This is a genomic window from Rodentibacter pneumotropicus DSM 21403 (assembly GCF_000379905.1).
Classification (GTDB): Bacteria; Pseudomonadota; Gammaproteobacteria; order Enterobacterales; family Pasteurellaceae; genus Rodentibacter; species Rodentibacter pneumotropicus.
Map to the genome: position 1 here is coordinate 120487 of NZ_KB904041.1, position 24331 is coordinate 144817.

Consider the following 24331-nt stretch of genomic DNA (forward strand, 5'->3'; position numbering starts at 1 on the left):
ATCCTTACACAAAAATAAAAAAGCACGCGTAAACACGCGCGCCATTTCTACAACACTAAATTTATTTACGCCCTAATGCAGGGGCAATTTTGTCTAACACACCATTAATATATTTATGGCTATCGTCCGAACCGAACACTTTTGCCACTTCAATGGCTTCATTGATCACCACTTTATATGGCACATCAAGCTCAAAACGTAATTCATATACCGCTAAACGTAAAATAGCTTTTTCGACAGGATCAAGTTCCTCAAAGGCACGATCAATATAAGGCGTAATAGAAAAATCAACGGTTTCCATATTTTCCACAGCTTGACTGAATAATTTACGAAAATAAGGTTTATCCACACCGTTCATATCTTGATCAAGCATAAAGGCGAGTTCCACCTGTTCCGCCGAATTGCCGGAAACAGCCCAAGAATACAAGGCTTGCACAGCACATTCACGAGCCCGACGACGGGCTGATGGTTTTTTCACTTGTTTTTGTTCTACCATTATTTATGCCGCATCAATTTGTTGAAGGAGATTGATCATTTCAAGTGCTGTTAAAGCGGCTTCCGATCCCTTATTGCCTGCTTTTGTACCTGCACGTTCAATGGCTTGGTCAATATTTTCAGTGGTTAAGACACCAAATGCCACCGGAATTTCCGATTCCATCGCCACTTTACTTAAACCGCTACTTGCCTCACCCGCTACATACTCAAAATGTGCTGTACCACCACGGATAACCGTTCCCAATGCCACAATCGCATCAAACTTTTTGCTTTCCGTTAAACGACGAGCAACAAGTGGAAGCTCATAGGCACCCGGTGCGCGAACAAGAGTAATATTTTCGTCTTTTACTTGACCGATACGCTTTAACGTATCTACCGCACCTTCTAATAAACTTTCATTAATAAAACTATTAAAACGGGCAATGACCACTGCCACTTTGGCATTAGGTGCAGCAACGACGCCTTCTAAAACTTTCATATATTTTCCTATGTTATTCGTCCTAATAAATCGGTGGCAGATTCTAGCATAAAAATTACCGTCTATCAGCATTTATGTTGGGGCGGTGTAAAAGTAAGTGCGGTCATTTTTCTGTGAGTTTTATTCCTCATCAATGACAAATTCAAACCAATCTATCACTTCATTTTCGTGCACACCATTAGCAATGAAAATACCGGCATTTTTCACCGATTGTTCATCACCTGAAATTAACGGATGCCAGTCAGGCAAGGATTTACCTTCATAAAGAAGCCGATAAGCACAGGTGTCCGGCAACCAATGAAAATCGGGCAAATTCTTTTTAGTGAGTTTTGTGCAATCCTTTTCAATACTAAAACGTTCCGCATAATGACCGCACTTTCCGGTTTCTAGGTTCAACAAATTGCAGGCTATACGGGTGTAATAAAGTTTCTGCCGTTTCCCGCGCCCTTGAATATACTTGCGATAACAGCATTTTCCACAACTATCACACAACGCCTCCCATTCAGAATCAGTCATTTCAAGAAGGGATTTGGTTTGCCAAAAATTAGGAGATAAATTCATCATTTTAATACTTTCAAACATAAAAAATCTAACGTCATTCATCAAGAACCATTCTATTATATTCAATGATTTTGATAGAACAATGTTACCATCATCCCCCTAAAAACCTAAATATCCCGACCTTATTCCCACCAAATACAGTAAAAAACCTTGATATTGCTCACAATTTTGAAAATATTCCATCATTTTCATAAGCCTTTTTATTGACTAGACAAAAAAATAGGAGTAAAAATTTTTAACAAAAAAGCAACGTAAGGACAACATATGCTCACTATCCATCATACTAGCGAATATTCCTTGATTTGCTCACTTCCTCCCCCTGCAGAGTTATCAAAACAGCAGTCTCTTTGGCAATTAGCCGAACTGGCACAAAATCTCTCAAACGTTGTTGAAAGTGTCGTAGGAATGAATAATCTCACGCTCTTTTATCATCTTCATACCGATCCCCTAGCACTTATCAATGAAGTACATCAACTTTGGGAAAATGTTCAAACACAGAAAACGCATTTTCAAGGAAAATTAGTTGAGATTCCCGTTCATTACGGTGGGGAATTTGGCGAAGATTTATATGATGTAGCGAAATTCCACCACACCACCGCACAAGAAATTATTCATCGTCACACTGCCCCTACTTACACGGTTTTTATGATGGGCTTCCAACCCGGTTTCCCTTATTTAGGCGGATTGCCAGAATCACTTCATACCCCACGCCGCGATGCACCAAGAACAAGAGTTCCTGCGGGTTCTGTCGGAATCGGAGGAAGCCAAACTGGAATTTATCCGTTTACTTCCCCCGGCGGATGGCAATTATTAGGTAAAACTGACATTCAACTTTTTGATGTAAATCAAAACCAGCCTGTTTTACTAAAAGCAGGCGATCAAGTCCGTTTTGTTGTGAAGGAGATGACTTTATGATCTATATTCAACACCTTCAAGCCTTTGCTCATCTACAAGACTTAGGCCGCTTTGGCTTGCGCAGCCTTGGAATTGGACATTCCGGTGCAATGGACAGTCTTGCCTTACAAGCAGGAAATTTATTGTTGCAAAATGCCAATGATTTGCCCGCACTTGAAATTGCCTTAGGAAGTCTAACAGTAACCTTTGATTGCAACACGCCGTTTTGCCTAACGGGCGCATTATGTGAGGCAGAACTCGATGGACTCCCTATTTTCCCTTACTGGCGTTATACGGCAAAAGCACGTCAAACCTTAAAAATCAAAAGAATTATCCAAGGAAATTATGTCTATCTTTGCGTTGCCGGAGGATTTAGTGTGCCGAAAGTATTAGGCTCTTGTAGCACTAACTTACAAGCAGGCTTTGGAGGATTTCAAGGGCGCTTACTCAAATCAGGTGATCATCTTGCAACTGGACGAAGAGACACCGAAATGAGCCCATTGGGTATTGAACCTATTCCCTTTACAAGAAAAATCTATGCCACTGCATCATCAGAATATGAAGCATTTAGCCCAGAATCCCAAAGATTATTTTGGCAACAAAGCTGGACATTGCAACGAAATAGCAACCGCATAGGCTATCGCTTTTCCGGCTCTCAAAAATTAACACTCAATTCCCCTCTTGAAATGCTCTCTCATGCAGTTCCAATCGGCACAGTACAAGTTCCCCCGGATGGTCAGCCCATTGTATTAATGGCAGATTCGCAAACAACAGGGGGGTATCCTAAAATCGCCTGTATTATTCAAACAGATATTGGTAGATTGGCACAAATCCCTTTTGGAGAAGCTGTTTGTTTTGAACTGGTTAGCCATCAACAAGCGAGAGAATTATACCAACGAGATCAAGATTATTTGACATACGTAAGGAGAAAAGCAAATGAAGTGCGTTGATTTAAATGTTGATTTGGCTGAAGGTTGCGTTAACGATGAAGCATTATTGCAATTAATCAGCTCCGCCAATATTGCTTGTGGCTTGCACGCCGGAGATTACAATGAAATGCGTAAAGCCATTTTATGGGCGAAAGAAAATAACGTAACGGTTGGTGCCCATCCCGGCTATCCCGACCGAGAGAATTTCGGTCGCCTGAATATGGATTTAATCGATGAAGAACTCAAAGCCAGTTTACTTTATCAGCTCGGCGCAATTAAAGCCCTATGTGAAGCAGAGGATGTCGCATTAAGTTACGTTAAACCTCATGGGGCATTATATAACCAAGCTGCAAAAGATCCTGCCCTCGCTCGTTTAATCGTACAAACCATTAAAAAATTTGATCCTGATTTAGCCCTAATGGGTTTATCGGGAAGTGTAATGCTTCTGACTGCCCAAGAAGAGGGAGTTAAAATCATTTCTGAAGTTTTTGCTGATCGGCATTATCTCACCGATGGGTCATTGGTACCGCGCAGCCGTGATGATGCGTTAGTCGAAAATGATCAAGAAGCCGTTGCGCAAGTGCTACAGATGGTACTGGAGGGAAGCGTTCCTTCTGTCGAGGGAATCAATGTTCCCATTCAAGCCGACAGTATTTGCTTACATGGTGATGGTAACCACGCCATTGAATTTGCGAAAAAAATTCGTGCCGCATTACAAGCTGAACAGATCACCATTTCTGCAAAATATTCATCATTTTAGTGACAAACTATAGAGGTCAATATGGCAAATAATAACCGCAATGCTTTACTCGGGGCAGCATTTTTAATGGCAACATCCGCCATTGGACCGGGATTTCTCACCCAAACCGCAACTTTTACTCAGTCTTTACTCGCTAGTTTTGGCTTTGTGATTTTACTCTCTATTTTGCTTGATATAGGAGCTCAATTAAACATTTGGCGGATTATTGCCGTTTCAGAAAAAAAAGCCCAAGATATTGCAAATGTGATCCTCCCCGGCACAGGATATTTTCTCTCATTACTTATTGTTATGGGCGGATTGGCCTTTAATATCGGGAATGTGGGCGGCGCAGGATTAGGCTTGAATATTCTCACAGGCGTATCACCTGAAATTGGGGCAATAATTAGCGGATCAATTGCCGTATGTATCTTCCTTGTAAAAGAAGCAGGTAAAACCATGGATCGTTTTGCTCAAATAATGGGATTCGTGATGATAGCTTTAACCATTTACGTTGCAGCCCAAACAAATCCGCCCATTGGTGAAGCCGTATTCAGAACATTCATACCGGAGAAATTAGATGTGATCGCAATCGTTACCCTTGTGGGGGGAACTGTAGGTGGTTATATCACCTTTGCTGGAGCACATCGTTTATTAGATGCGGGCATCAAAGGCAAAACTTCTCTAAAAGAAGTCAGCAAAAGCTCCGTGTCAGCAATTTTAATTTCCTCCGTAATGAGGATTGTACTTTTTTTAGCCGTTTTAGGCGTAGTCTCACAGGGTATTACTCTCGATCCAAAAAATCCTGCCGCTACCCCATTTTCATACGCTGCCGGTAATATTGGATTAATGATTTTCGGTATTGTTATCTGGGCTGCGTCTATTACCTCGGTTATCGGTGCAGCTTATACTTCAGTTTCCTTTATTACCAGTTTTTCACCGAAAATAGAAAAACACAAAAATTGTTGGATAGTAGCTTTTATTGTTATCTCGACAGCCGTTCTTGCGACTATTGGACGTCCCGCCCAAGTATTGGTCTTTGTCGGAACATTAAATGGTTTAATTTTACCGATTTCTCTCGGTTTAATTTTGCTCGCAGCCTATAACACGAAAATTATTGGCGATTATAAACACCCGATGTGGATGACTATTTCAGGTGCTATTGTTGTGGTTTCCATGGCAATATTAAGCTTAATCACGCTTGTGAAATATGTTGGTAATTTATTGGCTTAGAACCTAATTAAACATTGCCTAAGAGCGATTAAAGAAAAAAGTGCGGTCAAAATCAGAATTGTTTTTGACCGCACTTACATTGATGAAAACTAAAAGCTTTCTTTTAGGCTGACAGTAAGATTAAACACCAGATGTTCAGAGTGGCTGTCTTTACTGTCTGCACAAAAATAACCCTCACGCTCAAATTGATACCCTTTTTCCGCTTCCGCATTGCCAAGGCTTTGTTCTACAAAGCCGTGTTTTAGCACAAGGGAATTTGGATTAACGACCGAGCAAATATCTTCCTCAGCCCCCGGGTTGGCAACCGTAAAGAGTTTGTCGTAAAGACGGAATTCTGCCGGATGGTTATGCACAGCGGAAACCCAATGGATCACCCCTTTCACTTTACGGCCGTCCGCCGGATTTTTGCCTAATGTGTCGGGATCATAGGTACAAAAGACAGTGGTGATTTCACCGTTTGCATCTTTTTCCACACGCTCTGCTTTGATCACATAAGCATTACGTAAACGCACTTCTTTGCCTAGCACAAGACGTTTATATTGCTTGTTCGCTTCTTCACGGAAATCCGCACGATCAATATAAATTTCTTTGCTGAAAGGTAATTGACGCTCACCTAATTCCGGACGATTCGGGTGACTTGGTGCTATCAACATTTCTTCACCTTCAAAGTTTTCAATCACCACTTTTACCGGATCAATTACCGCCATTGCACGGCAAGCATTTTGGTTGAGATCATCACGAATACAGGCTTCTAACGCACTATATTCCACTACGTTATCTTGTTTGGTGACCCCAATACGGCGGCAAAATTCACGAATTGATGCCGGCGTATAACCACGACGACGTAAACCAGAAATAGTCGGCATACGGGGATCATTCCAACCGTCCACAATGCCGTCTTCCACTAATTTCAATAACTTACGTTTAGAAGTTAGCGTACCTTCTAAATTTAAGCGTGAAAATTCATATTGGTGCGGTAATGGACGTTCAATCGAAATATTATCCAATACCCAGTCATATAAACGGCGGTTATCTTGGAACTCTAATGTACATAACGAGTGTGTAATACGTTCAATCGCATCGGAAATACAGTGGGTGAAATCATACATCGGATAGATACACCATTTATCACCGGTTTGGTGGTGCTTGGCAAATTTAATCCGATAAAGCACCGGATCACGCATCACCATAAAAGGCGAAGCCATATCAATTTTCGCCCGTAAACTGGCTTTTCCTTCGGCAAATCCGCCATTTTTCATTTTTTCAAATAAAGCCAAGTTTTCTTCTACACTACGATCACGATAAGGGCTGTTTTTACCCGGCTCCGTTAAGGTGCCACGATATTCACGCATTTCTTCCGGTGAGAGCTCGTCCACATAAGCCAAGCCTTTTTTAATTAATTCAATGGCATAGTCATGGAGCGTATCAAAATAATCCGAGGCATAATGCACCTCTCCTGCCCATTTGAAACCCAGCCATTCTACATCTTGTTTAATGGAATCTACGTATTCCACATCTTCTTTCAAAGGATTGGTATCATCAAAGCGTAAATTACATAAACCGTTATAATCTTTCGCAATGCCAAAGTTTAAGCAAATGGATTTCGCATGTCCGATATGCAAATAACCATTGGGTTCAGGTGGAAAACGGGTGTAAACCTCTTTATGTTTGCCACTTGCTAAATCTTCATCAATAATTTGGGTAATAAAATTGTGCGGACGTGTATTTTCCGCATTTTCTAAACTATGCTCTGTATTGCTCATAACTTTCTCAAATCAATAGAAAAATAATCCCGTTATTCTATACGTTTTGCGGTCAAAAAGCGAGATATGAGAAATTGAGTCAATTCCCTTTCTAATTTTCAGCTAATTTTGTTATGTGAAAATTCACAATCAAGGAAAACCTATTGAAAGATAGCTTGTCTCATACCCAAATTTTTCGTGCAAAACACGAGATTTATCATTAGAATACGCAAACTGAACAAACGTTCATTAATTGGAATTTAATCTCAATGAAGAAAATTTTCGTTACACTCGGACTCTTAATCGTAGGCGGGCTCGCCTACTATTTTTTTGTAGGCAATAACAATCAACAATCCACTTATCTGACTGAAAAAGTCACTCGTGGAAATATTGAAAAGACCGTTGTTGCCTCCGGTTCTATCAGCAGTATTAATGAAGTGGATGTCGGTGCACAGGTTTCCGGTAAAATCACTAGACTTTACGTCATTCTTGGGCAAGAAGTGAAAAAAGGCGATTTAATTGCGGATATTGATTCCACCACACAAATTAACGCCCTGAATACCAAAAAAGCTGCCCTTGCCAGCTATCAGGCACAATTAAAAGCAAAAGAGACCGCACTTAGCGTGGCACAATCGGCGTATTCCCGTTATTCAAAACTATACGGACAAAAAGCCACCTCTCTTGATGAGTTAAATAATGCGAAAAACACCTTTGATGCGGCAAAATCCGAAGTAGATGCATTAAAAGAATCCATTAAACAAGCAGAAATTGAAGTGAATACAGCGGAAACCAACGTAGGATATACACAAATTACTTCGCCTATTGACGGGACAATCATTTCCACGCCTATTTCAGAGGGGCAAACCGTCAACTCGGCACAAACAACTCCGACTATCGTCACTGTAGCTGATTTAAACAAAATGTTGGTGAAACCTGAAATTTCAGAGGGCGACATTACCAAAGTAAAAGCCGGTCAAGCGGTGAGTTTTACGATTTTGTCCGATCCCAACACCCATTATAAATCGGTGATTTCTTCCGTTGATCCGGCAACCACTACAAAAAGTGATAACACCTCTACTTCATCAAGTAATTCCAGCACATCGAGTAGCACAAGTGCGGTCTATTATTACGCCAATTTAATCGTGGATAATCCCGACCGCACTTTGCGTATTGGAATGACAACAGAAAACAATATCAAAATTGCCGATGCGCAAAATGTGTTGTTGGTTTCCAATATGGCGATTCAAAAAAGAGAGGGAAAAACCTTCGTCAATGTGTTGAATGAAAACAATCAACCTGAAATGCGTGAAGTGGAAATCGGCGTGCAAAATGATTTTCAAACGGAAATTAAATCCGGTTTAGTCGAAGGTGATAAAGTGATCGTGTCACAAGTCGCCGTTGGCGAGCAAGTCGGCAATAGTGGTCGTGGGCCGAGAATGTTCTAAAGTGCGGTAAAATTTGATGAATATTATTGAAATTAATCAGCTTAATCGCTACTTTGGCGAGGGCGAGAATTCAGTTCACATTCTCAAAAATATTTCCCTTAATATTGAGAAAGGTGATTTTGTGGCGATTATCGGGCAATCCGGTTCGGGAAAATCCACACTGATGAATATCATTGGTTGTTTGGATACGGCAACCAGCGGTTCTTACAAAATTGACGGCAAAGAAACAAATCAACTTTCAGCGGATCAACTTTCTGATTTACGAAGCCAAAAATTCGGTTTTATTTTCCAGCGTTATAATTTACTTTCCAGCCTCACCGCAGCAGAAAATGTAGCACTGCCCGCAATTTATGCAGGCATACCCCAGAGTCAGCGCCTTGATCGGGCAAAACAATTACTCAAAAAATTGGGCTTGGGCGATAAATGGCAAAATAAACCTAATCAACTTTCTGGCGGTCAGCAACAGCGTGTGAGTATTGCTCGAGCCTTGATGAATGGCGGTGAAATTATTCTTGCCGATGAACCCACCGGGGCATTAGATTCCCACAGTGGGCAAAATGTGATGGAAATTTTACGTCATCTCCACCATGAGGGGCATACCATTATTATGGTCACTCATGACCATACCATTGCCGCCAGTGCAAACCGAGTCATTGAAATTAAAGATGGCGAAATCATTGCAGATTCTCAAAAAGAAGGGGTAAAAAGTGCGGTTGAAAATCAAGCCAAAATTAAACCGCACTTTGGCTTTAGCAAGGATCAACTCCTTGAGGCTTTTCGGATGTCCGTCAGTGCGATTGTGGCACATAAAATGCGTTCTTTGCTCACTATGCTCGGAATCATTATCGGGATCACCTCGGTGGTTTCCGTGGTGGCATTAGGAAATGGTTCACAGCAGAAAATTCTTGAAAATATTAAAGGTATCGGCACCAGCACTATGACGATTTTCAATGGCACAGGCTTTGGCGATCGCCGTGCCGAGCAAATGCAAAATCTCACTGTCAATGATGCCAATGCGTTAAATCAACAGAGCTATGTGCAAAGCGTAACGCCAAATAGTTCCTCCAGTGGTACGCTGGTGTATGGCAATCAAACCTTCTCCTCCACCAGCCTGAAAGGGGTGGGCGAGCAATATTTCGATGTGGAAGGGCTTACCCTCAAACAAGGCAATTTATTCTCTGCACAGGATGTATTGGAAAATAATCAAGTCGCCTTAATTGATGAAAGTGCCAAAAAAGCTATTTTTCCAAACGAATCCGCTCTGGGCAAAGTGGTGATGTTTAATAAACGCCCATTGCGGATTATTGGTATGGTATCCGACCGACAAATGGGCGGTGCAAGCAGTTCTTTGAATGTTTATGCACCTTACACCACGGTGATGAATCGCATTTCCGGCAGTAAAAAAATCAGCTCTATCACGGTGAAAATTGCCGATGATGTTGATTCTACTGTAGCGGAAAAAGGCATCACCGAATTACTCAGCCTACGCCACGGCAAAAAAGATTTTTTTGTGATGAATAGCGATACCATTAAACAAACTATTGAAAGCACCACCGGCACAATGAAATTATTAATTTCTTCCATTGCCTTTATTTCTCTTATTGTAGGGGGGATTGGGGTGATGAATATTATGCTGGTCTCCGTCACGGAGCGTACCAAAGAAATCGGTGTGCGAATGGCAATTGGAGCCCGTCAAACCAATATTTTGCAACAATTTTTAATTGAAGCCGTATTGATTTGTTTAATCGGTGGTATCACCGGAATTTTGCTTTCAGGCTTAATCGGATTGATGTTTAACCTATTTATGAGCAACTTTACCATGTCATTTTCCACCGTCTCCATTATCACAGCCGTGTTATTTTCAACGCTCATTGGTGTGGTATTTGGCTATATGCCGGCAAAACGGGCTGCACAGCTGAACCCGATTACCGCCCTCGCCCGAGAATAGATTTTGTAAAACCCTAAAATGCGGTTAAAATCAGCCGCACTTTTTTCACGATTTAATGAAGGAAAAAACAATGTTAAAAATGAAAAAACTGCCTTTTGCCATTGTAATGGCGACTACCCTTGTCAGCTGCGCCAATATTGACGATTCTTATCAAGCCAGCCAAGCGGACTATCAAAAATATGAAGAAATCACGAAACAGTTTAATGTAAAAGAAAACTGGTGGGCGCTTTATAATGATGCTCAGCTTAATCGCGTGGTAGAGCAAGCACTACTAAACAATAAAGATCTTGCCAAAGCTGCCGTTGCCGTTAATCGTGCACTTTATAATGCGAATTTAGTAGGGGCAAATTTAGTGCCAACCTTTAGCGGTTCTACTTCATCAGGCGCACAACGACGCATTGATACCTCTGCAAGTTCAACCATTTCACACAGCGGTTCATTAAACGTAGCTTATACCCTTGATTTATGGCGTCGTTTAGCGGATTCCGCCGATGCGGCAGAATGGACACACAAAGCCACCGCACAAGATTTAGAAGCGACAAAATTGTCTTTAATCAACTCTGTGGTAACAACCTATTATCAAATCGCCTATTTAAACGATGCCCTCAGCACCACTGAAGAAAGCATCAAATATTACAATGACATCAGCAATATTATGCAACGCCGTCTAAGTCAAGGTGTTGCCGATGCGGCAAGTGTTGATCAAGCCCAACAATCGGTTTTAACGGCTCGTAATAGCCTGATCAATTACCAAACCCAACGCAAAACCGCAGAACAAATGCTCCGTAATTTACTGAATTTAAAACCGGAAGACGCACTCAATATCACTTTCCCACATATTCTTAATGTGAAAAATACTGGTGTGAATTTGAATGTGCCGGTTTCAGTAATCGCCAATCGTCCTGATATCAAAGGCAATCAATACCGTTTGAGCAGTGCATTTAAAAATGCCAAAGCCACAGAAAAAGGTTGGTTCCCGGAAATCACTTTAGGCGGTAGTTTAAGTTCAGCAGGAAACAAAGTTGGTAACGCCCTTCATAGCCCAATTGCAGGCGGGACACTGGGAATTAGTTTGCCGTTCTTAAATTGGAACACGGTGAAATGGAACGTGAAGATCTCTGAAGCCGATTACGAAACCGCACGTTTAAATTATGAACAAAGTATCACCAAGGCATTAAATGATGTGGATACCAACTATTTTGCCTTCACCCAAGCCCAAAGTGCCTTTGCGAACCAGCAAAAAACCTTTAACTATAACAAACGCATCACTCAATATTATCGTAATCGCTATAACGCCGGCGTATCCGAATTGCGTGAATGGTTAAGTGCAGCCAACACCGAAAAAGCCTCTCAGCTTGCTATTTTGCAAGCGAAATATAGCCTTATTCAGGCAGAAAACGCTGTATATAGCTCAATGGCGGGTTATTATTCCCGTTAATTACTTTCTATAAGGGAGTTTCGGCTTCCTTATTTTTTAACTCGGTTTAACAAAAAATGAAAAAACAACTGACTTTCTACTTTATCCGCCATGGCAGAACGGTCTGGAACGAACAAGGTTTAATGCAGGGGCACGGCGATTCGCCCCTCACTGAACAAGGCATTTTAGGGGCACAAAAAGCCGGTGTGGCATTACAACAAATTCCCTTTTTGGCGGCCTATTCCAGCATTTTAAAACGCACGATTGATACGGCTGAACACATTATTGGTGAACGCAATATTCCGCTTTTTCAACATAAAGGGTTAAACGAACAATTTTTTGGAAAGTGGGAAGGTCAATGGGTTGAATCTTTGCGTGAACAAGCCGAATTTAAACAAATGCTCAGTGATCCGGCAAATTACAAGGCCAAAAAAAATGGCGGAGAAACCTACGAACAACTTGCTGACCGAGCAATGAAAGCGATAGAAGATATTATTCAAATCCACCATAAAGGTAATATTTTGGTTGTTTCTCACGGTCATACATTACGCTTACTCCTCGCCCTATTCGACGGTGCTACTTGGCAAAACCACAGAGAAGAAGGACAATCCGTTTCTTTACTCAACACCGCAATCGGCGTTGTGCATTATGACAGCGAAAAAGGCTTTAGCGTTGAAAAAGTCAATGATGTGGGGCATTTGGGGTAAAAGAGCGGTCATTTTTTATCTTGTTTTTCGGTATTATACGATTGCTGAACAAAAGCAGAGATTTCAACAAGTAGGGACACACTGCGTGTATCCATTTGCAGCATATTGCAATAATTTGAATTTATAACGGACACACGCAGTGTGTCCCTACGCTAAAACCTAAAACCGTGTCCAAATCGGCTCCACACCCTCAGGAAGATCGAGATTTCTCCCTAACTCTACCCAACCACAAGGAAAATGAAAATCCGATCCTACCGACCCCAATAAACCAAACTCATTTGCCCAACGAGCTAACATTTGACGTTGGTCTTTGGTTTGTCCATATCCGGAAATTTCCATAGCATCGCCGCCCCAACTTTTAAAGTCTGCCATTAATTGGCGAATCCGTTTTCCTGTTAAGTTATAGCGTAACGGATGAGCGATTACCGCCATTCCTCCTGCTGCCTGAATGGTCTCAATCGCTGTGGGAATATCCACCCATTCCGCTTTAACAAAAGCGGATTTACCCTGCCCTAAATAGCGTCTGAAAGCCTGCCCGTCATTCGACACTTTACCTATTTGTACCAAATATCGTCCGTAATGGGCACGTGTTACTTCCCCATTCGCCAAGGCTTTTGCTCCTTCATAGGCATTGGGGATTCCCGCTTTTTCCAATTTAGCCCCAATTTCCACTGCTCTTTTTTCACGCAGCGCTTTTTGATTTGCCAAAAGTGCGGTCATTTTGGGATGAGTTTGATCAAAATTCAGTCCGACAATATGAATGCCCCGCCCTTCCCAAGTGGTGGAAATTTCTACGCCGGTAATCAATTCGATCCCCACCTCTTTTGCCGCCAAGCGAGCCTCATCAATGCCGCAAACCGTATCATGATCGCATAATGCCAACACATTTACGCCTTGCTCTGCTGCCCGTTGTACCACTTCAGTGGGGCTTAACACCCCATCCGATGCGGTGCTATGACAATGTAAATCGTATATTTTGGTCATTATTTAATCGTTTTTACTAGTTCTTTCACTAATTTCGGCCCGTGATAAATCAATCCGGAATACACTTGCAACAATTCGGCACCGGCTGCCATTTTCTCTTGGGCATTTTGCACACCGTCAATCCCACCACTGCCAATAATCGGAATTTGCCCTTTCAATTCTTCATTTAATCGTTTAATAATCGTTGTGCTTTTCTGCTGCAACGGTTTACCGCTTAATCCGCCCTGCTCGTCGGCATTTTTCAAACCGGCGACATTTTCACGGGAAACGGTGGTATTGGTGGCAATCACCCCATCCATTTTATGACGAACCAATGTATCGGCAATTTGCACCAATTCCGCCTCTGATAAATCCGGCGCAATTTTCACCGCAATCGGCACATATTTATTATATTGATCCGCCAAAATTGCCTGACGAGCCTTAATGCTTTGCAACAAATCATCAAAATAATCACCGTATTGCAACTGGCGCAAATCCGGCGTATTCGGCGATGAAATATTCACGGTAATATAACCGGCATAGTTATAGGCTTTGTTCAAACAGAAAATATAGTCGTCTTTGCCGTGTTCTAACGGAGTTTGCTTATTTTTACCGATATTGATGCCAATCACCCCACGATAACGTGCTTTTTTCACATTTTCGATCAAATAATCAATGCCGTTATTGTTAAAACCATTGCGATTAATAATGCCTTCCGCTTCAATCAAACGAAACTGGCGAGGTTTTGCATTGCCGTCTTGGGCGAGAGGGGTCACCGTGCCCACTTCCACAAAACCGAATCCCAACGCCCCAAAACCATCAATGGCATCACCATTTTTATCTGCCCCCGCTGCCAAGCCAATCGGGTTTGGAAAACGCACCCCCATCACGGTTTTCTCCGAACCTTTTGGTGTAGCAATAACGGATTTCAGTAGTGGCTGCAACAACGGATGACCGGCAAGTTTTAAACATTGAAGGGTAAAATTATGGGCGGTTTCCGCATCCATTTGAAAAATACATTGACGGAATAATTTATACATACTCGTTTATCTCTCGGGATAGTTGACTGTAAAAAAAGTGCGGTCAAAATCAACCGCACTTTGAAGATGGGGCTGTATTACGTCGTATTGCATTTATTTTCATTGTAGGGACACTCTGCCTGTGTCCGTTATAAAATCATTTCAATAGGTTAAAATCGGACACACGCAGTGTGTCCCTACATTTTGTTGAAATTCCTGCTCTGCGCATTTGCAACACAATATTAAAAGCGTTTGTGTATTCTACGAGGAAAGGGGGAAATGTGCAATGAAATACAAAATCAAAAAAGCGCATTGAAACGCTTAAAATCAAATTGTTCAGACTTCAACTTTTCTATAAAATAACTGCACTTTTTTCAGAAATATCAACATATTCACTTTACAAAGGACGAATTTTATGCAGAAGCCACCAAGATTGTGTCAATGAAACGCTAACACAGCAAGCCTTTCTTAATGATTTAGATGAAAAACTTTGGTCTGCCGCAGACCGTCTCCGCCAACAACTTGATGCCGCCAATTACAAACACATCGTTTTAGGCTTAATTTTCTTAAAGTACATCTCCGACAGTTTCACTGCCCAGCAAGAAAAAATCCGAGCGGAACTCACCGATTCCGAAAATCCCCTTTATCTTGACAGCACTTTTTACGATTCCGACGAAGATTATCAAGAAGCCCTCAGTGCCGAATTAGAAAATCGTGATTACTATATCGCCGATAATGTCTTCTGGGTGCCCCCTTCCGCCCGTTGGCAAGCCCTACAATCTGTCGCCCTTTTTAATACCGGCACGGAATTACCTTGGGGTGGCAAATTCGCCGGTGTCGCCCGTTTAATTGACGATGCCTTTGATTCCATTGAAAAAGACAACGCCAAACTCAAAGGCGTATTGCAACGCATTAGTGGCTATGGGGTGAATGAAGATACCCTACGGGGCTTAATTAATCTTTTTTCCGATACCAATTTTACTCAGCCTACTTACAACGGCACACAAATTCATTTAGGGGCAAAAGACATTCTTGGGCATGTTTATGAATATTTCCTCGGGCGATTCGCCCAAGCGGAAGGGAAACGGGGCGGACAATATTTCACCCCGAAATCTATCGTTTCTCTCATTGTTGAAATGCTCAAACCTTATTCAGGTCGGGTTTACGACCCCGCAATGGGCAGTGGCGGCTTTTTCGTGCAAACGGAACGCTTTATCACCGCCCACCAAGGCAATATCAACCAAGTGTCCATCTACGGGCAAGAATTCAACCCTACCACATGGAAACTTGCCGCCATGAATATGGCGATCCGTGGCATTGATTACAACTTTGGCAAACACAATGCCGACAGTTTCGCCCAGCCACAACATCTCGATCAAAAAATGGATTTCATTATGGCGAACCCACCGTTTAACATCAGCGATTGGTGGAGCGAAAGCCTCGCTGACGATCCACGTTGGGCATACGGCATACCGCCAAAAGGCAACGCCAATTTTGCTTGGCTACAACATATGATTTACCATCTCTCACCGAAAGGCAAAATGGCACTTTTACTCGCCAACGGTTCAATGAGCAGCCAAACCAACAACGAAGGGGAAATTCGCAAAGCCATCGTTCAAGCAGATCTTGTGGAAGCCATGGTCGCCCTACCCGGACAACTGTTCACCAACACCCAAATCCCCGCCTGTATTTGGTTTTTAAACCGCAACAAAGCCCGCAAAGGTGAAGTGTTATTTATTGATGCCCGCCAAATTGGCTATATGAAAGATCGGGTATTGCGTGATTTCACCCTTGAAGACATCGCCAAAATCGCCGATACCTTCCACGCTTGGCAAAAATCACAAGACTATGAAGATCAACCTGCCTTCTGTAAATCCGCCACTTTAGAGGACATTGAAAAGAACGATTATGTCCTCACGCCGGGACGCTATGTCGGCACCGCAGAACAAGAAGACGACGGCATCCCCTTTGCAGAAAAAATGCAAAAACTGACCGCACTTTTAAAGGAACAATTTAAACAAAGTGCAGAATTGGAAGCGGAGATTAAGAAAAATTTGGGAGGGTTGGGGTATGAGTAAACATCAATATGAATATTTAGGAAATTTATTAGAACCTAGAGGGTATATTCGAGGTCCTTTTGGATCTGCATTAAAAAGGAATGAGTTATCGGATTCTGGAATTCCAGTTTATGAACAACAGCACGCTATTACTGGAACTAGGATTTTTAGATATTTTATAAATAACGATAAGTTTAATGAGTTAAAACGTTTTATTGTTAGAGATAATGACTTAATTATCAGTTGCTCAGGAACTGTTGGAAAAATATCTCTCATTAAAGGAAATGATCCTAAAGGAATTATCAGCCAAGCATTACTAATACTAAGATTTGATATAAAGAAAGTATTACCATTGTATATGTATTATTTCCTTATCTCTAAAGATGGACAACAGAAAATTCTAAACGCATCACAAGGGGCTGTTCAATTAAATATTGCTCCTAAAAATATTGTAGAGCAAATTAATGTCCCGATTTACAGTTTAGAAGTACAACAAAAAATTGTTTATAAATTACAAGTATTAGATAAAAAAATCCAACTCAACACCCAAATCAACCAAACCTTAGAACAAATCGCCCAAGAGATTTTTAAAAGCTGGTTTGTGAATTTTGACCCCGTGCATGCCAAAACCGATGCCCTCGCACAAGGCAAAACCCAAGCGGAAGCCGAACTTGCCGCCATGCAAATCATCAGCGGAAAAACACCGGAAGAATTAACCGCCCTTTCCCAAAGCCACCCCGACCGCTATGCGGAATTAGCGGAAATTGCTAGAGCGTTTCCGAGTGAGTTTGAGGAGATTGAAGGGTTTGGGGAAGTACCGAGGGGGTGGGAGGTCAAAAGAGTTGATGAAATTGCGACCATTATTAAGGGTAAATCTTATAAAAGTAGTGAGCTTGCAGAATCAACAACCGCATTAGTTACCTTAAAATCATTTAACCGTGGTGGCGGATACCGTTTAGATGGATTGAAAGAGTACATAGGAAAATACAAATATGAACAAGAAGTTTTTTCTGGTGAACTGATTATTGCTTATACCGATGTAACCCAAGCAGCAGATGTAATCGGTAAACCTGCAATGGTAATGTCGGATTCTCGTTATGAACATTTAGTAATTTCTCTCGATGTTGGTGTGGTTAGACCGTTTGATGATGTCTACAAATATTTCCTTTACTGCCTAGCAATGACTGATTCATTTCAAGCATATACAAAATCATTTTGTACAGGTACAACCGTTCTACATTTAGGAAAAGATGCTGTACCAAGTTTTGAATTTGTAAATCCAAATTATGAATTATTAAAGGTATTTTGGAAACAAACATCACCTATTTTTGAAAAAATTAATTTAAATATAGAAGAAAATAAATCTCTTGAAAAAAGCAGAGATTTGTTGTTGCCTAGATTGTTGAATGGGGAAATTATATGAAAAGTCAAGAAAGAGGCGTAGATTATTGGACTATGGGACAACGTTTTCTAAAAATGGCTAATGCTACATCTGGAATGTTAGTAGCAACCAAAAATCAATGGGCTGTTCTATCTGATACAGAGATCACAACAGAAGAATATAATGAAAAAACTAAATGGTCTGATCATAACATTGCAATCCCTACTCTTTTTAACTTTTATCATGGGTTAGAACTAATGTTAAAAGGATTCTTACTATTTAATGAAGAAACTGAAAATATTAAAACCCATAAATTTACTATTTTAATTAATTTATTAAAGAAATATTTATCTCATGATGATCCGTTTATAAAAAGAATAGAGTTTTATACTATAAATTTACAACAAGACTCTATTTTTAAAAAATTTTTAGAAAAAAATAGTAACTCTATTGATAATTGGTATGAATCATTAAAGTACCCAGAACAAAATGAGGATAACCCTTTTATTCATATTGATTTAATGTATGGTTCAGAAAAAACTTTAAACTTCTGGGAAAAACTATCAGAAGATAGTTTAGAAATAATAAAACTGAGTAGACAATATCATTTAAATAGTACTGATAGCGAGCGTGAATAATAAATTTCAACTATATCAAATCTATTTCCCATGGGTATAAATACCCACGGTTAAACATGACCGTTCCCCCTTGGGGAACATAAAATATACAATCCCAACGGGGTTGAATTATGCTTAACCTAGGGTATTTTCACCCTAGGTATATCCCGTGGGAAAATACCTTCCACGGTTAACCTAGAGTGTTTACAGCATGGGGACATTCTCGACAAATACGGCAAATAGCATTATTATTTGCCTTATATTTTAAGGCAAATAATAGAGGAAATTGCCGTATGATGATAAAACAATATATTTGGCAGTATGAAAATTGGACTGATTGGAAATATGATTTAAATCGATTACTGCCCTTACTTAATCAAGCCCATTACCAACAAGGTCTGCTATTAGGGCGGCTGTTTGATATTGGCTTTGAACAATTGGAACAAATTAATCTGCAATCCTTGACACAAAACGTTATTAAAAGTAGTGAGATTGAGGGAGAAGTGTTGAATGTGCAATCGGTGCGCTCTTCCCTTGCCCGCCGATTAGGGGTGGAAATAGGTGGATTGTTACCTATTGATCGTGGTATTGAGGGCATTGTGGAAATGACATTAGATGCTACCACCAATTTTCACCCTCTCACGCTTGAGCGATTGTTTGCGTGGCACGCCGCCCTTTTTCCAACCGGCTATAGCGGAATAAGTAAAATTGAGGTTGGGGCTTTGCGTTCCGATAAACAAGGGGCGATGCAGGTCGTATCGGGCAAAATAGGCAAACAAAAAGTCCATTTTGAAGCACCGCCGGCTGAAAAACTCAAAGACGAAATATCGCTATTTTTAGATTGGCTTAATGGGGAAGAACAAATTGATCCTTTTATTAAATCTGCAGTTGCCCATTTATGGTTTTTAACCCTGCATCCTTTTGAAGATGGCAATGGCCGTATTGCCCGAGCGATAGCCGATTACCTCCTCGCTAAAGCTGAAAACAACCGGCTACGCTTTTATAGCCTTTCAGCTCAAATTCAAAAAGTGCGGTCAAATTATTATGAGATTTTGGAAAATACACAAAAAGGTGTCAGTGACATTACAATCTGGATTACTTGGTTTATACAAAATATTATTGAAGCAATTAATACCGCTCAAAAAACCTTAGATCAAGTTTTACTCAAAAATCACTATTGGCAAAAATGGCGGGATTGGAACTTAAACGACCGTCAACGCAAGGTGCTAAATCGACTATTAGATGGATTTGAAGGCAATTTAACCAATAAAAAATATGCAACATTAACCAAAGTTTCTCGTGATACCGCTCTGCGAGATTTAACGGATTTGGTTAATAAACAGATTTTACAAGTCAAAGGGGGCGGGCGAAGTATCTATTATGAAATAGCCCCATAAACAGGAAGAGACAATGATTAACGAAAACGACATCGAACAATTAACCCTATCCCGCCTACAAAACCTCGGCTGGGAATATCGCTTTGGCAAAGATTTACCGGTTCCCGAAGGCGAATTTGCCCGTGGGGATTTAGGCGGTGTGGTGTTTGTGGAAATTCTGCGGGAAGCGGTAAAAAAACTAAATCCCCAATTGCCTGAAAGTGCGGTTGATTTTGTGGTAAAATCGGTCACCAAAGGCGATATTGGCGAATTGGTCGGGCGAAATCAGGCGTTTTATAAAATGCTACGAGATGGCGTGAAGGTGGAATATCAACAAAACGGTGAGCAGAAATTCGATGTAGCACGTCTGGTGGATTTTGAGCATTGGCAAAATAACCGTTTTGTCATGGTGAATCAACTGGACATTCGTAGCCGTAAAGGGGGCAAGCGGATTCCCGATATTATCGGTTTTGTCAATGGTTTGCCGTTGGTGGTGTTTGAGTTGAAAAATCCTTTGCGTGAGTCGGCAGATTTGCTACAAGCCTTTAATCAATTGCAAACCTATGAAGATGAAATTGCTGATCTTTTTGTTTATAACCAAGCCTTGATTATCAGTGATGGCTTGAATGCACGATTAGGATCGCTTTCAGCCGATTTTCAACGTTTTACCCCTTGGAAAGTGGTCGATGAAAAAGCCCAAAGTCAGCGATTAGATTTTGGCGATGAATTGCAAAATTTGCTTAATGGCTTACTCACGCCACAAAAATTGTTGGATTATGTGCGTTATTTTGTGTTATTTGAACGGGCTTCCAATGGTACGTTAATTAAAAAAATTGCCGCTTATCATCAATATTATGGTGTTAATGAGGCGGTGGACTCTACCCTTTTCGCCACCAGCGAATTAGGCGATAAACGCATTGGGGTGATGTGGCACACGCAAGGTTCGGGCAAATCCATTTCTATGTTGTTTTATGCGGGCAAACTGCTTTCCCAACCTGAATTAAAGAACCCAACAATTTTGGTGGTAACGGATCGTAACGATTTAGACGGGCAACTTTTCCAAACCTTTAGCAGCGGTAAAGATTTAATTAAACAAACGCCACAACAGGTGGAAGATCGGGAAGCCCTTCGCCAATTATTAAGCGAACGTGAGTCCGGCGGGGTGTTTTTCACCACCATTCAAAAATTTGGTTTAGAGGAAACGGAAAATCAATTCCCTGTTTTAAATACCCGTTCTAACATTATTGTGATAAGCGATGAGGCACACCGCAGCCAATACGGCTTAACCCAAAAATTACACAACGGCAAATATCAAGCAGGCTATGCCCGCCATTTGCGGGATGCCCTTCCCAACGCCGCTTTTATTGGTTTTACGGGAACGCCCATTAGCCTTGAAGATAAAGATACACAAGAAGTGTTTGGGCGATATGTTTCCATTTATGATTTGCAAGATGCAGTGGAAGATGGGGCAACAGTGCCAATTATTTATGAGGCAAGACAAATTCAGCTTGCAGAGAAAACCGATCACAAGGCTTTATTTGCTGAAATCAATGAATTGTTAGAAAACGAAGACAATCCCAAATTACGGTTGCGAGAAAAATTACTGGGTTCAGAAGCCCGATTACGGGATCTTGCCGGGGATTTTGTCAGCCATTTTAGCAAACGTAATGAACAGCAGGACGGCAAAGCAATGATTGTGGTTTCCAGCCGTCAAATCTGTGTCGATTTATATCATCAAATTACCGCACTTCACCCTGAATGGCATTCTGATGATATTAATCAAGGTGCGATAAAAATTGTAATGACCGGTTCCGCATCGGATGCCCCCGAAATGCAAAAGCACGTTTACAGCAAACAAGAAAAGCAAACCTTAGAACGCCGTTTTAAAGATCCAAATGATCCGCTAAAAATCGTGATTGTGCGTGATATGTGGCTGACAGGGTTTGATGCACCTTGTTGTAATACCATGTATCTCGACAAACCAATGAAAGGACACAATCTGATGCAGGCAATAGCTCGTGTCAATCGTGTATTTGCCAATAAAAGCAGGGAAAATGGTGGGCTGATTGTGGATTATGTGGGATTGGCGGAAGAATTAAAAGAAGCAACCAAACAATATACCAATTCCACCGGCAAAGGGAAATTAGCAGAAAATGTGCAAGAAGTGTTCTTTAAAATGAAAGAACAATTAGAGCGTATCCGCACTTTTTTTGCCGTTCAAATTAATGGTAAGGCTTTTGATGTGCAATCTGCTATCGCCGAAAACGAGCCTGCTCGATTACTCAAAGCAATCGCCCGAGCCGCAGAACATATCGCAGCACTGGATCAACAGCCTGATGACAAAGCACATCATCAACAATGGAAAAATACTGACGATCCTCAACCTCGCAAAAAACTCTTTTTAAAAATCGTCAGTAGCTTGAAAAAAGGCTATGCCCTATGTGGAGCATTAAAAGAGGCAGAACCCTATAATCAAGAAATTGCATTTTATGATGCGGTACGTGCGGTGCTTTCCAAACGTGAACAAAAAGGCACCGGCACGCAAGAACGGCTTATTCAACTTAAAGCCTTAATCAACCAAAGCATTGTTTCTGAAGGCATGATTGATTTGTTCGAATTACTTGGGAAAGAACAAACACAAATTAATTTGCTTTCTGATGAGTTTTTGCAGGCGATAAAAAATAGCGAAACTAAAAGCCTTTGGGTATTGGCAATGGAACGCTACTTGAAGCAAGAAATCAAAGCCAAAGCAGGGCGAAATCTTGCGGCACAGAAAGACTTTGAGCAACGTTTACAAGAAGCATTAAATCAATATCACAACCACAATCTCACGGTAGTTGAAATTCTGGATGCACTGGTGCAAATGGGACGGGATTTCTCCGAGCGTTTGGGGCGTGGAGAAAAACTCGGTTTAAGCGTTGCAGAATTGGCATTTTATGATGCCCTTTCTCAAAACGGGAGTGCAAAGGAATTAATGCAAGATGAAACCCTTTCAGCGTTGGCAAAAGAGATCACCGATATTCTACGAAAATCCGTCAGTATTGATTGGCAACATAAAGAAGCCGTACGAGCAAGAATTCGGCTACTCGTTCGCCGAGCGTTGCAAAAATATAAATATCCACCGGATAAAGCAGAAGAAGCAATAACATTCGTCCTACAACAAGCCGAAGAAATTGCCGATGAATTAACCACAGAATAAGAAAAAGGGGCGAAAATTCGCCCCGTGAACAGAAATGAAACGAAAATTATGGATTGACTTTGCGACGTGCAATCACGGCATCAGATAACTGTTTGAGTAAGATTTCTGTGTCTTCCCAGCCGATACAGGCATCGGTGATGCTTTGTCCGTAAGTGGCGGCTTTGCCATTGACTAGATCTTGACGACCTTCAACTAAGTGGCTTTCGACCATCACCCCAAAGATTTGTTTTGATCCGCTAGCGATTTGTTTGCTTACATCTTCACAAACTTCCATTTGTTTTTTGAATTGTTTATTACTATTGGCATGGCTAAAATCCACCATAACATGCGGAATACGACCGGTTTTTTCAATATCTGCACAAACTTTTGCCACATCTTCGGCACTGTAATTCGCCCCCTTATCTCCACCACGTAAAATAATGTGGCAATCTTCATTTCCTTTGGTAGAAACAATCGCGGAATGACCAAATTTAGTGACCGATAAGAAATAATGAGGAGCCTCTGCAGAACCAATCGCATCTAATGCCACTTTTACTCCACCATTTGTGGCATTTTTGAAGCCGACAGCACAAGATAAACCGGAAGCCAACTCACGGTGAACCTGTGATTCCGTCGTACGCGCACCGATTGCTCCCCAGCTCATAAAATCCGCCACATATTGCGGTGTAATCATATCTAAAAATTCACCGGCGGATGGTATGCCAAGATTATTAATATCAGAGAGCAATTTACGTGCAATACGTAAACCGTCATTCAAACGATAAGTATCATTTAAGTAAGGATCATTGATCAAACCTTTCCAGCCTACGGTGGTACGTGGTTTCTCAAAGTAAACACGCATAATAATTTCTAGGCTATCTTTATATTTTTCACGTAAAGGTTTCAAACGATTGGCATATTCAAGTGCCGCTTTAGGATCATGAATAGAACATGGACCGATAACTACTAATAGTCGATCATCTTTGCCATGAATAATATTATGTGCCTCTTGGCGGGTTTGCTTGACTAACGCGGCAGCTTCTTCACTTGCCGGAAATTTTTCTAATAACGCGATTGGGGGTAAAACCTGATCGACTTTTTCGATACGTGTATCATCATTTGCCACAATGATTTCAATTTTTTCTTTCGTCATAT

General features: G+C 41.2%; 20 protein-coding genes. 13 read left to right on the plus strand and 7 right to left on the minus strand.

The window, feature by feature from the left end:
* Positions 1-61 precede the first annotated feature (61 nt).
* The 3 genes from nusB to A3GE_RS0102085 all read right to left on the minus strand — a co-directional run bounded on the left by nusB (position 62) and on the right by A3GE_RS0102085 (position 1534).
* Positions 62-496 (minus strand): transcription antitermination factor NusB, encoded by a 435-nt coding sequence (gene nusB / locus A3GE_RS0102075; RefSeq protein ID WP_018355625.1) that lies wholly within the window; start codon positions 494-496, stop codon positions 62-64.
* A 3-nt stretch (positions 497-499) separates the two neighbouring features.
* Positions 500-973: a 6,7-dimethyl-8-ribityllumazine synthase gene (ribH, locus tag A3GE_RS0102080; protein WP_018355626.1), complete on the minus strand. Its 474-nt coding sequence runs from the start codon at positions 971-973 to the stop codon at positions 500-502.
* Positions 974-1093: 120 nt separating this feature from the next.
* Positions 1094-1534, minus strand: a complete 441-nt coding sequence (locus tag A3GE_RS0102085; protein ID WP_026215350.1) for a YcgN family cysteine cluster protein — start codon at positions 1532-1534, stop codon at positions 1094-1096.
* Between the two features lie 264 nt (positions 1535-1798).
* Between A3GE_RS0102085 and pxpB the strand changes: the two genes are divergently transcribed.
* The 4 genes from pxpB to A3GE_RS0102105 are packed head-to-tail and all read left to right on the plus strand — an operon-like array spanning position 1799 to position 5326.
* On the plus strand, positions 1799-2449 hold the full coding sequence (gene pxpB / locus A3GE_RS0102090) for a 5-oxoprolinase subunit PxpB (protein WP_018355628.1): 651 nt from the start codon (positions 1799-1801) through the stop codon (positions 2447-2449).
* Entirely contained in the window at positions 2446-3378 is a 933-nt protein-coding gene (locus tag A3GE_RS0102095) for a 5-oxoprolinase subunit C family protein (protein WP_018355629.1), read from the plus strand. The genes pxpB and A3GE_RS0102095 overlap by 4 nt, the downstream gene beginning before the upstream one ends.
* Positions 3365-4117, plus strand: a complete 753-nt coding sequence (gene pxpA, locus A3GE_RS0102100) for a 5-oxoprolinase subunit PxpA (RefSeq protein WP_018355630.1) — start codon at positions 3365-3367, stop codon at positions 4115-4117. The genes A3GE_RS0102095 and pxpA overlap by 14 nt, the downstream gene beginning before the upstream one ends.
* Before the next feature lie 21 nt (positions 4118-4138).
* Positions 4139-5326 carry an NRAMP family divalent metal transporter gene (locus tag A3GE_RS0102105; protein ID WP_018355631.1) on the plus strand — a complete coding sequence of 396 codons (1188 nt, stop codon included), beginning with the start codon at positions 4139-4141 and terminating at the stop codon, positions 5324-5326.
* An 89-nt stretch (positions 5327-5415) separates the two neighbouring features.
* Here A3GE_RS0102105 and glnS read toward each other — a convergent pair whose 3' ends face one another.
* On the minus strand, positions 5416-7089 hold the full coding sequence (gene glnS, locus A3GE_RS0102110) for a glutamine--tRNA ligase (protein ID WP_018355632.1): 1674 nt from the start codon (positions 7087-7089) through the stop codon (positions 5416-5418).
* 248 nt (positions 7090-7337) lie between these two features.
* Between glnS and A3GE_RS0102115 the strand changes: the two genes are divergently transcribed.
* The 4 genes from A3GE_RS0102115 to A3GE_RS0102130 all read left to right on the plus strand — a co-directional run bounded on the left by A3GE_RS0102115 (position 7338) and on the right by A3GE_RS0102130 (position 12585).
* A complete protein-coding gene (locus A3GE_RS0102115) occupies positions 7338-8513 on the plus strand; it encodes an efflux RND transporter periplasmic adaptor subunit (protein WP_018355633.1) in 1176 nt (391 codons plus the stop codon).
* 16 nt (positions 8514-8529) lie between these two features.
* Positions 8530-10461 carry a MacB family efflux pump subunit gene (locus A3GE_RS0102120; RefSeq protein ID WP_018355634.1) on the plus strand — a complete coding sequence of 644 codons (1932 nt, stop codon included), beginning with the start codon at positions 8530-8532 and terminating at the stop codon, positions 10459-10461.
* A gap of 70 nt (positions 10462-10531) precedes the next feature.
* Positions 10532-11899: a toxin/drug exporter TdeA gene (tdeA, locus tag A3GE_RS0102125; RefSeq protein ID WP_018355635.1), complete on the plus strand. Its 1368-nt coding sequence runs from the start codon at positions 10532-10534 to the stop codon at positions 11897-11899.
* Between the two features lie 56 nt (positions 11900-11955).
* On the plus strand, positions 11956-12585 hold the full coding sequence (locus A3GE_RS0102130) for a histidine phosphatase family protein (protein WP_018355636.1): 630 nt from the start codon (positions 11956-11958) through the stop codon (positions 12583-12585).
* A 159-nt stretch (positions 12586-12744) separates the two neighbouring features.
* Here the strand turns inward: A3GE_RS0102130 and A3GE_RS0102135 are convergent, their stop codons facing one another.
* A complete protein-coding gene (locus tag A3GE_RS0102135; RefSeq protein ID WP_018355637.1) occupies positions 12745-13569 on the minus strand; it encodes a PHP domain-containing protein in 825 nt (274 codons plus the stop codon).
* A complete protein-coding gene (gene pyrD, locus A3GE_RS0102140; protein ID WP_018355638.1) occupies positions 13569-14588 on the minus strand; it encodes a quinone-dependent dihydroorotate dehydrogenase in 1020 nt (339 codons plus the stop codon). The genes A3GE_RS0102135 and pyrD overlap by 1 nt, the downstream gene beginning before the upstream one ends.
* 389 nt (positions 14589-14977) lie before the next feature.
* On the opposite strand from pyrD, the gene A3GE_RS0102145 reads away from it, so the two are divergent.
* From A3GE_RS0102145 to A3GE_RS0102165, 5 genes are all read left to right on the plus strand, one after another.
* Positions 14978-16645, plus strand: coding sequence for a class I SAM-dependent DNA methyltransferase (locus tag A3GE_RS0102145; RefSeq protein ID WP_026215351.1), 1668 nt, complete (start codon positions 14978-14980; stop codon positions 16643-16645).
* Positions 16638-18047, plus strand: coding sequence for a restriction endonuclease subunit S (locus A3GE_RS0102150; RefSeq protein WP_018355639.1), 1410 nt, complete (start codon positions 16638-16640; stop codon positions 18045-18047). Before A3GE_RS0102145 ends, A3GE_RS0102150 begins: the two co-directional genes overlap by 8 nt.
* Complete coding sequence (locus tag A3GE_RS0102155; RefSeq protein ID WP_018355640.1) at positions 18044-18643, plus strand: hypothetical protein; 600 nt, start codon at positions 18044-18046, stop codon at positions 18641-18643. The genes A3GE_RS0102150 and A3GE_RS0102155 overlap by 4 nt, the downstream gene beginning before the upstream one ends.
* A 275-nt stretch (positions 18644-18918) precedes the next feature.
* Positions 18919-20019 (plus strand): Fic family protein, encoded by a 1101-nt coding sequence (locus tag A3GE_RS0102160; protein ID WP_026215352.1) that lies wholly within the window; start codon positions 18919-18921, stop codon positions 20017-20019.
* A gap of 13 nt (positions 20020-20032) precedes the next feature.
* Positions 20033-23197: a type I restriction endonuclease subunit R gene (locus A3GE_RS0102165; protein WP_018355642.1), complete on the plus strand. Its 3165-nt coding sequence runs from the start codon at positions 20033-20035 to the stop codon at positions 23195-23197.
* A gap of 46 nt (positions 23198-23243) precedes the next feature.
* On the opposite strand, the gene aroG is transcribed toward A3GE_RS0102165, so the two are convergent.
* Complete coding sequence (gene aroG / locus A3GE_RS0102170; RefSeq protein ID WP_018355643.1) at positions 23244-24329, minus strand: 3-deoxy-7-phosphoheptulonate synthase AroG; 1086 nt, start codon at positions 24327-24329, stop codon at positions 23244-23246.
* Between the last annotated feature and the right edge of the window lie 2 nt (positions 24330-24331).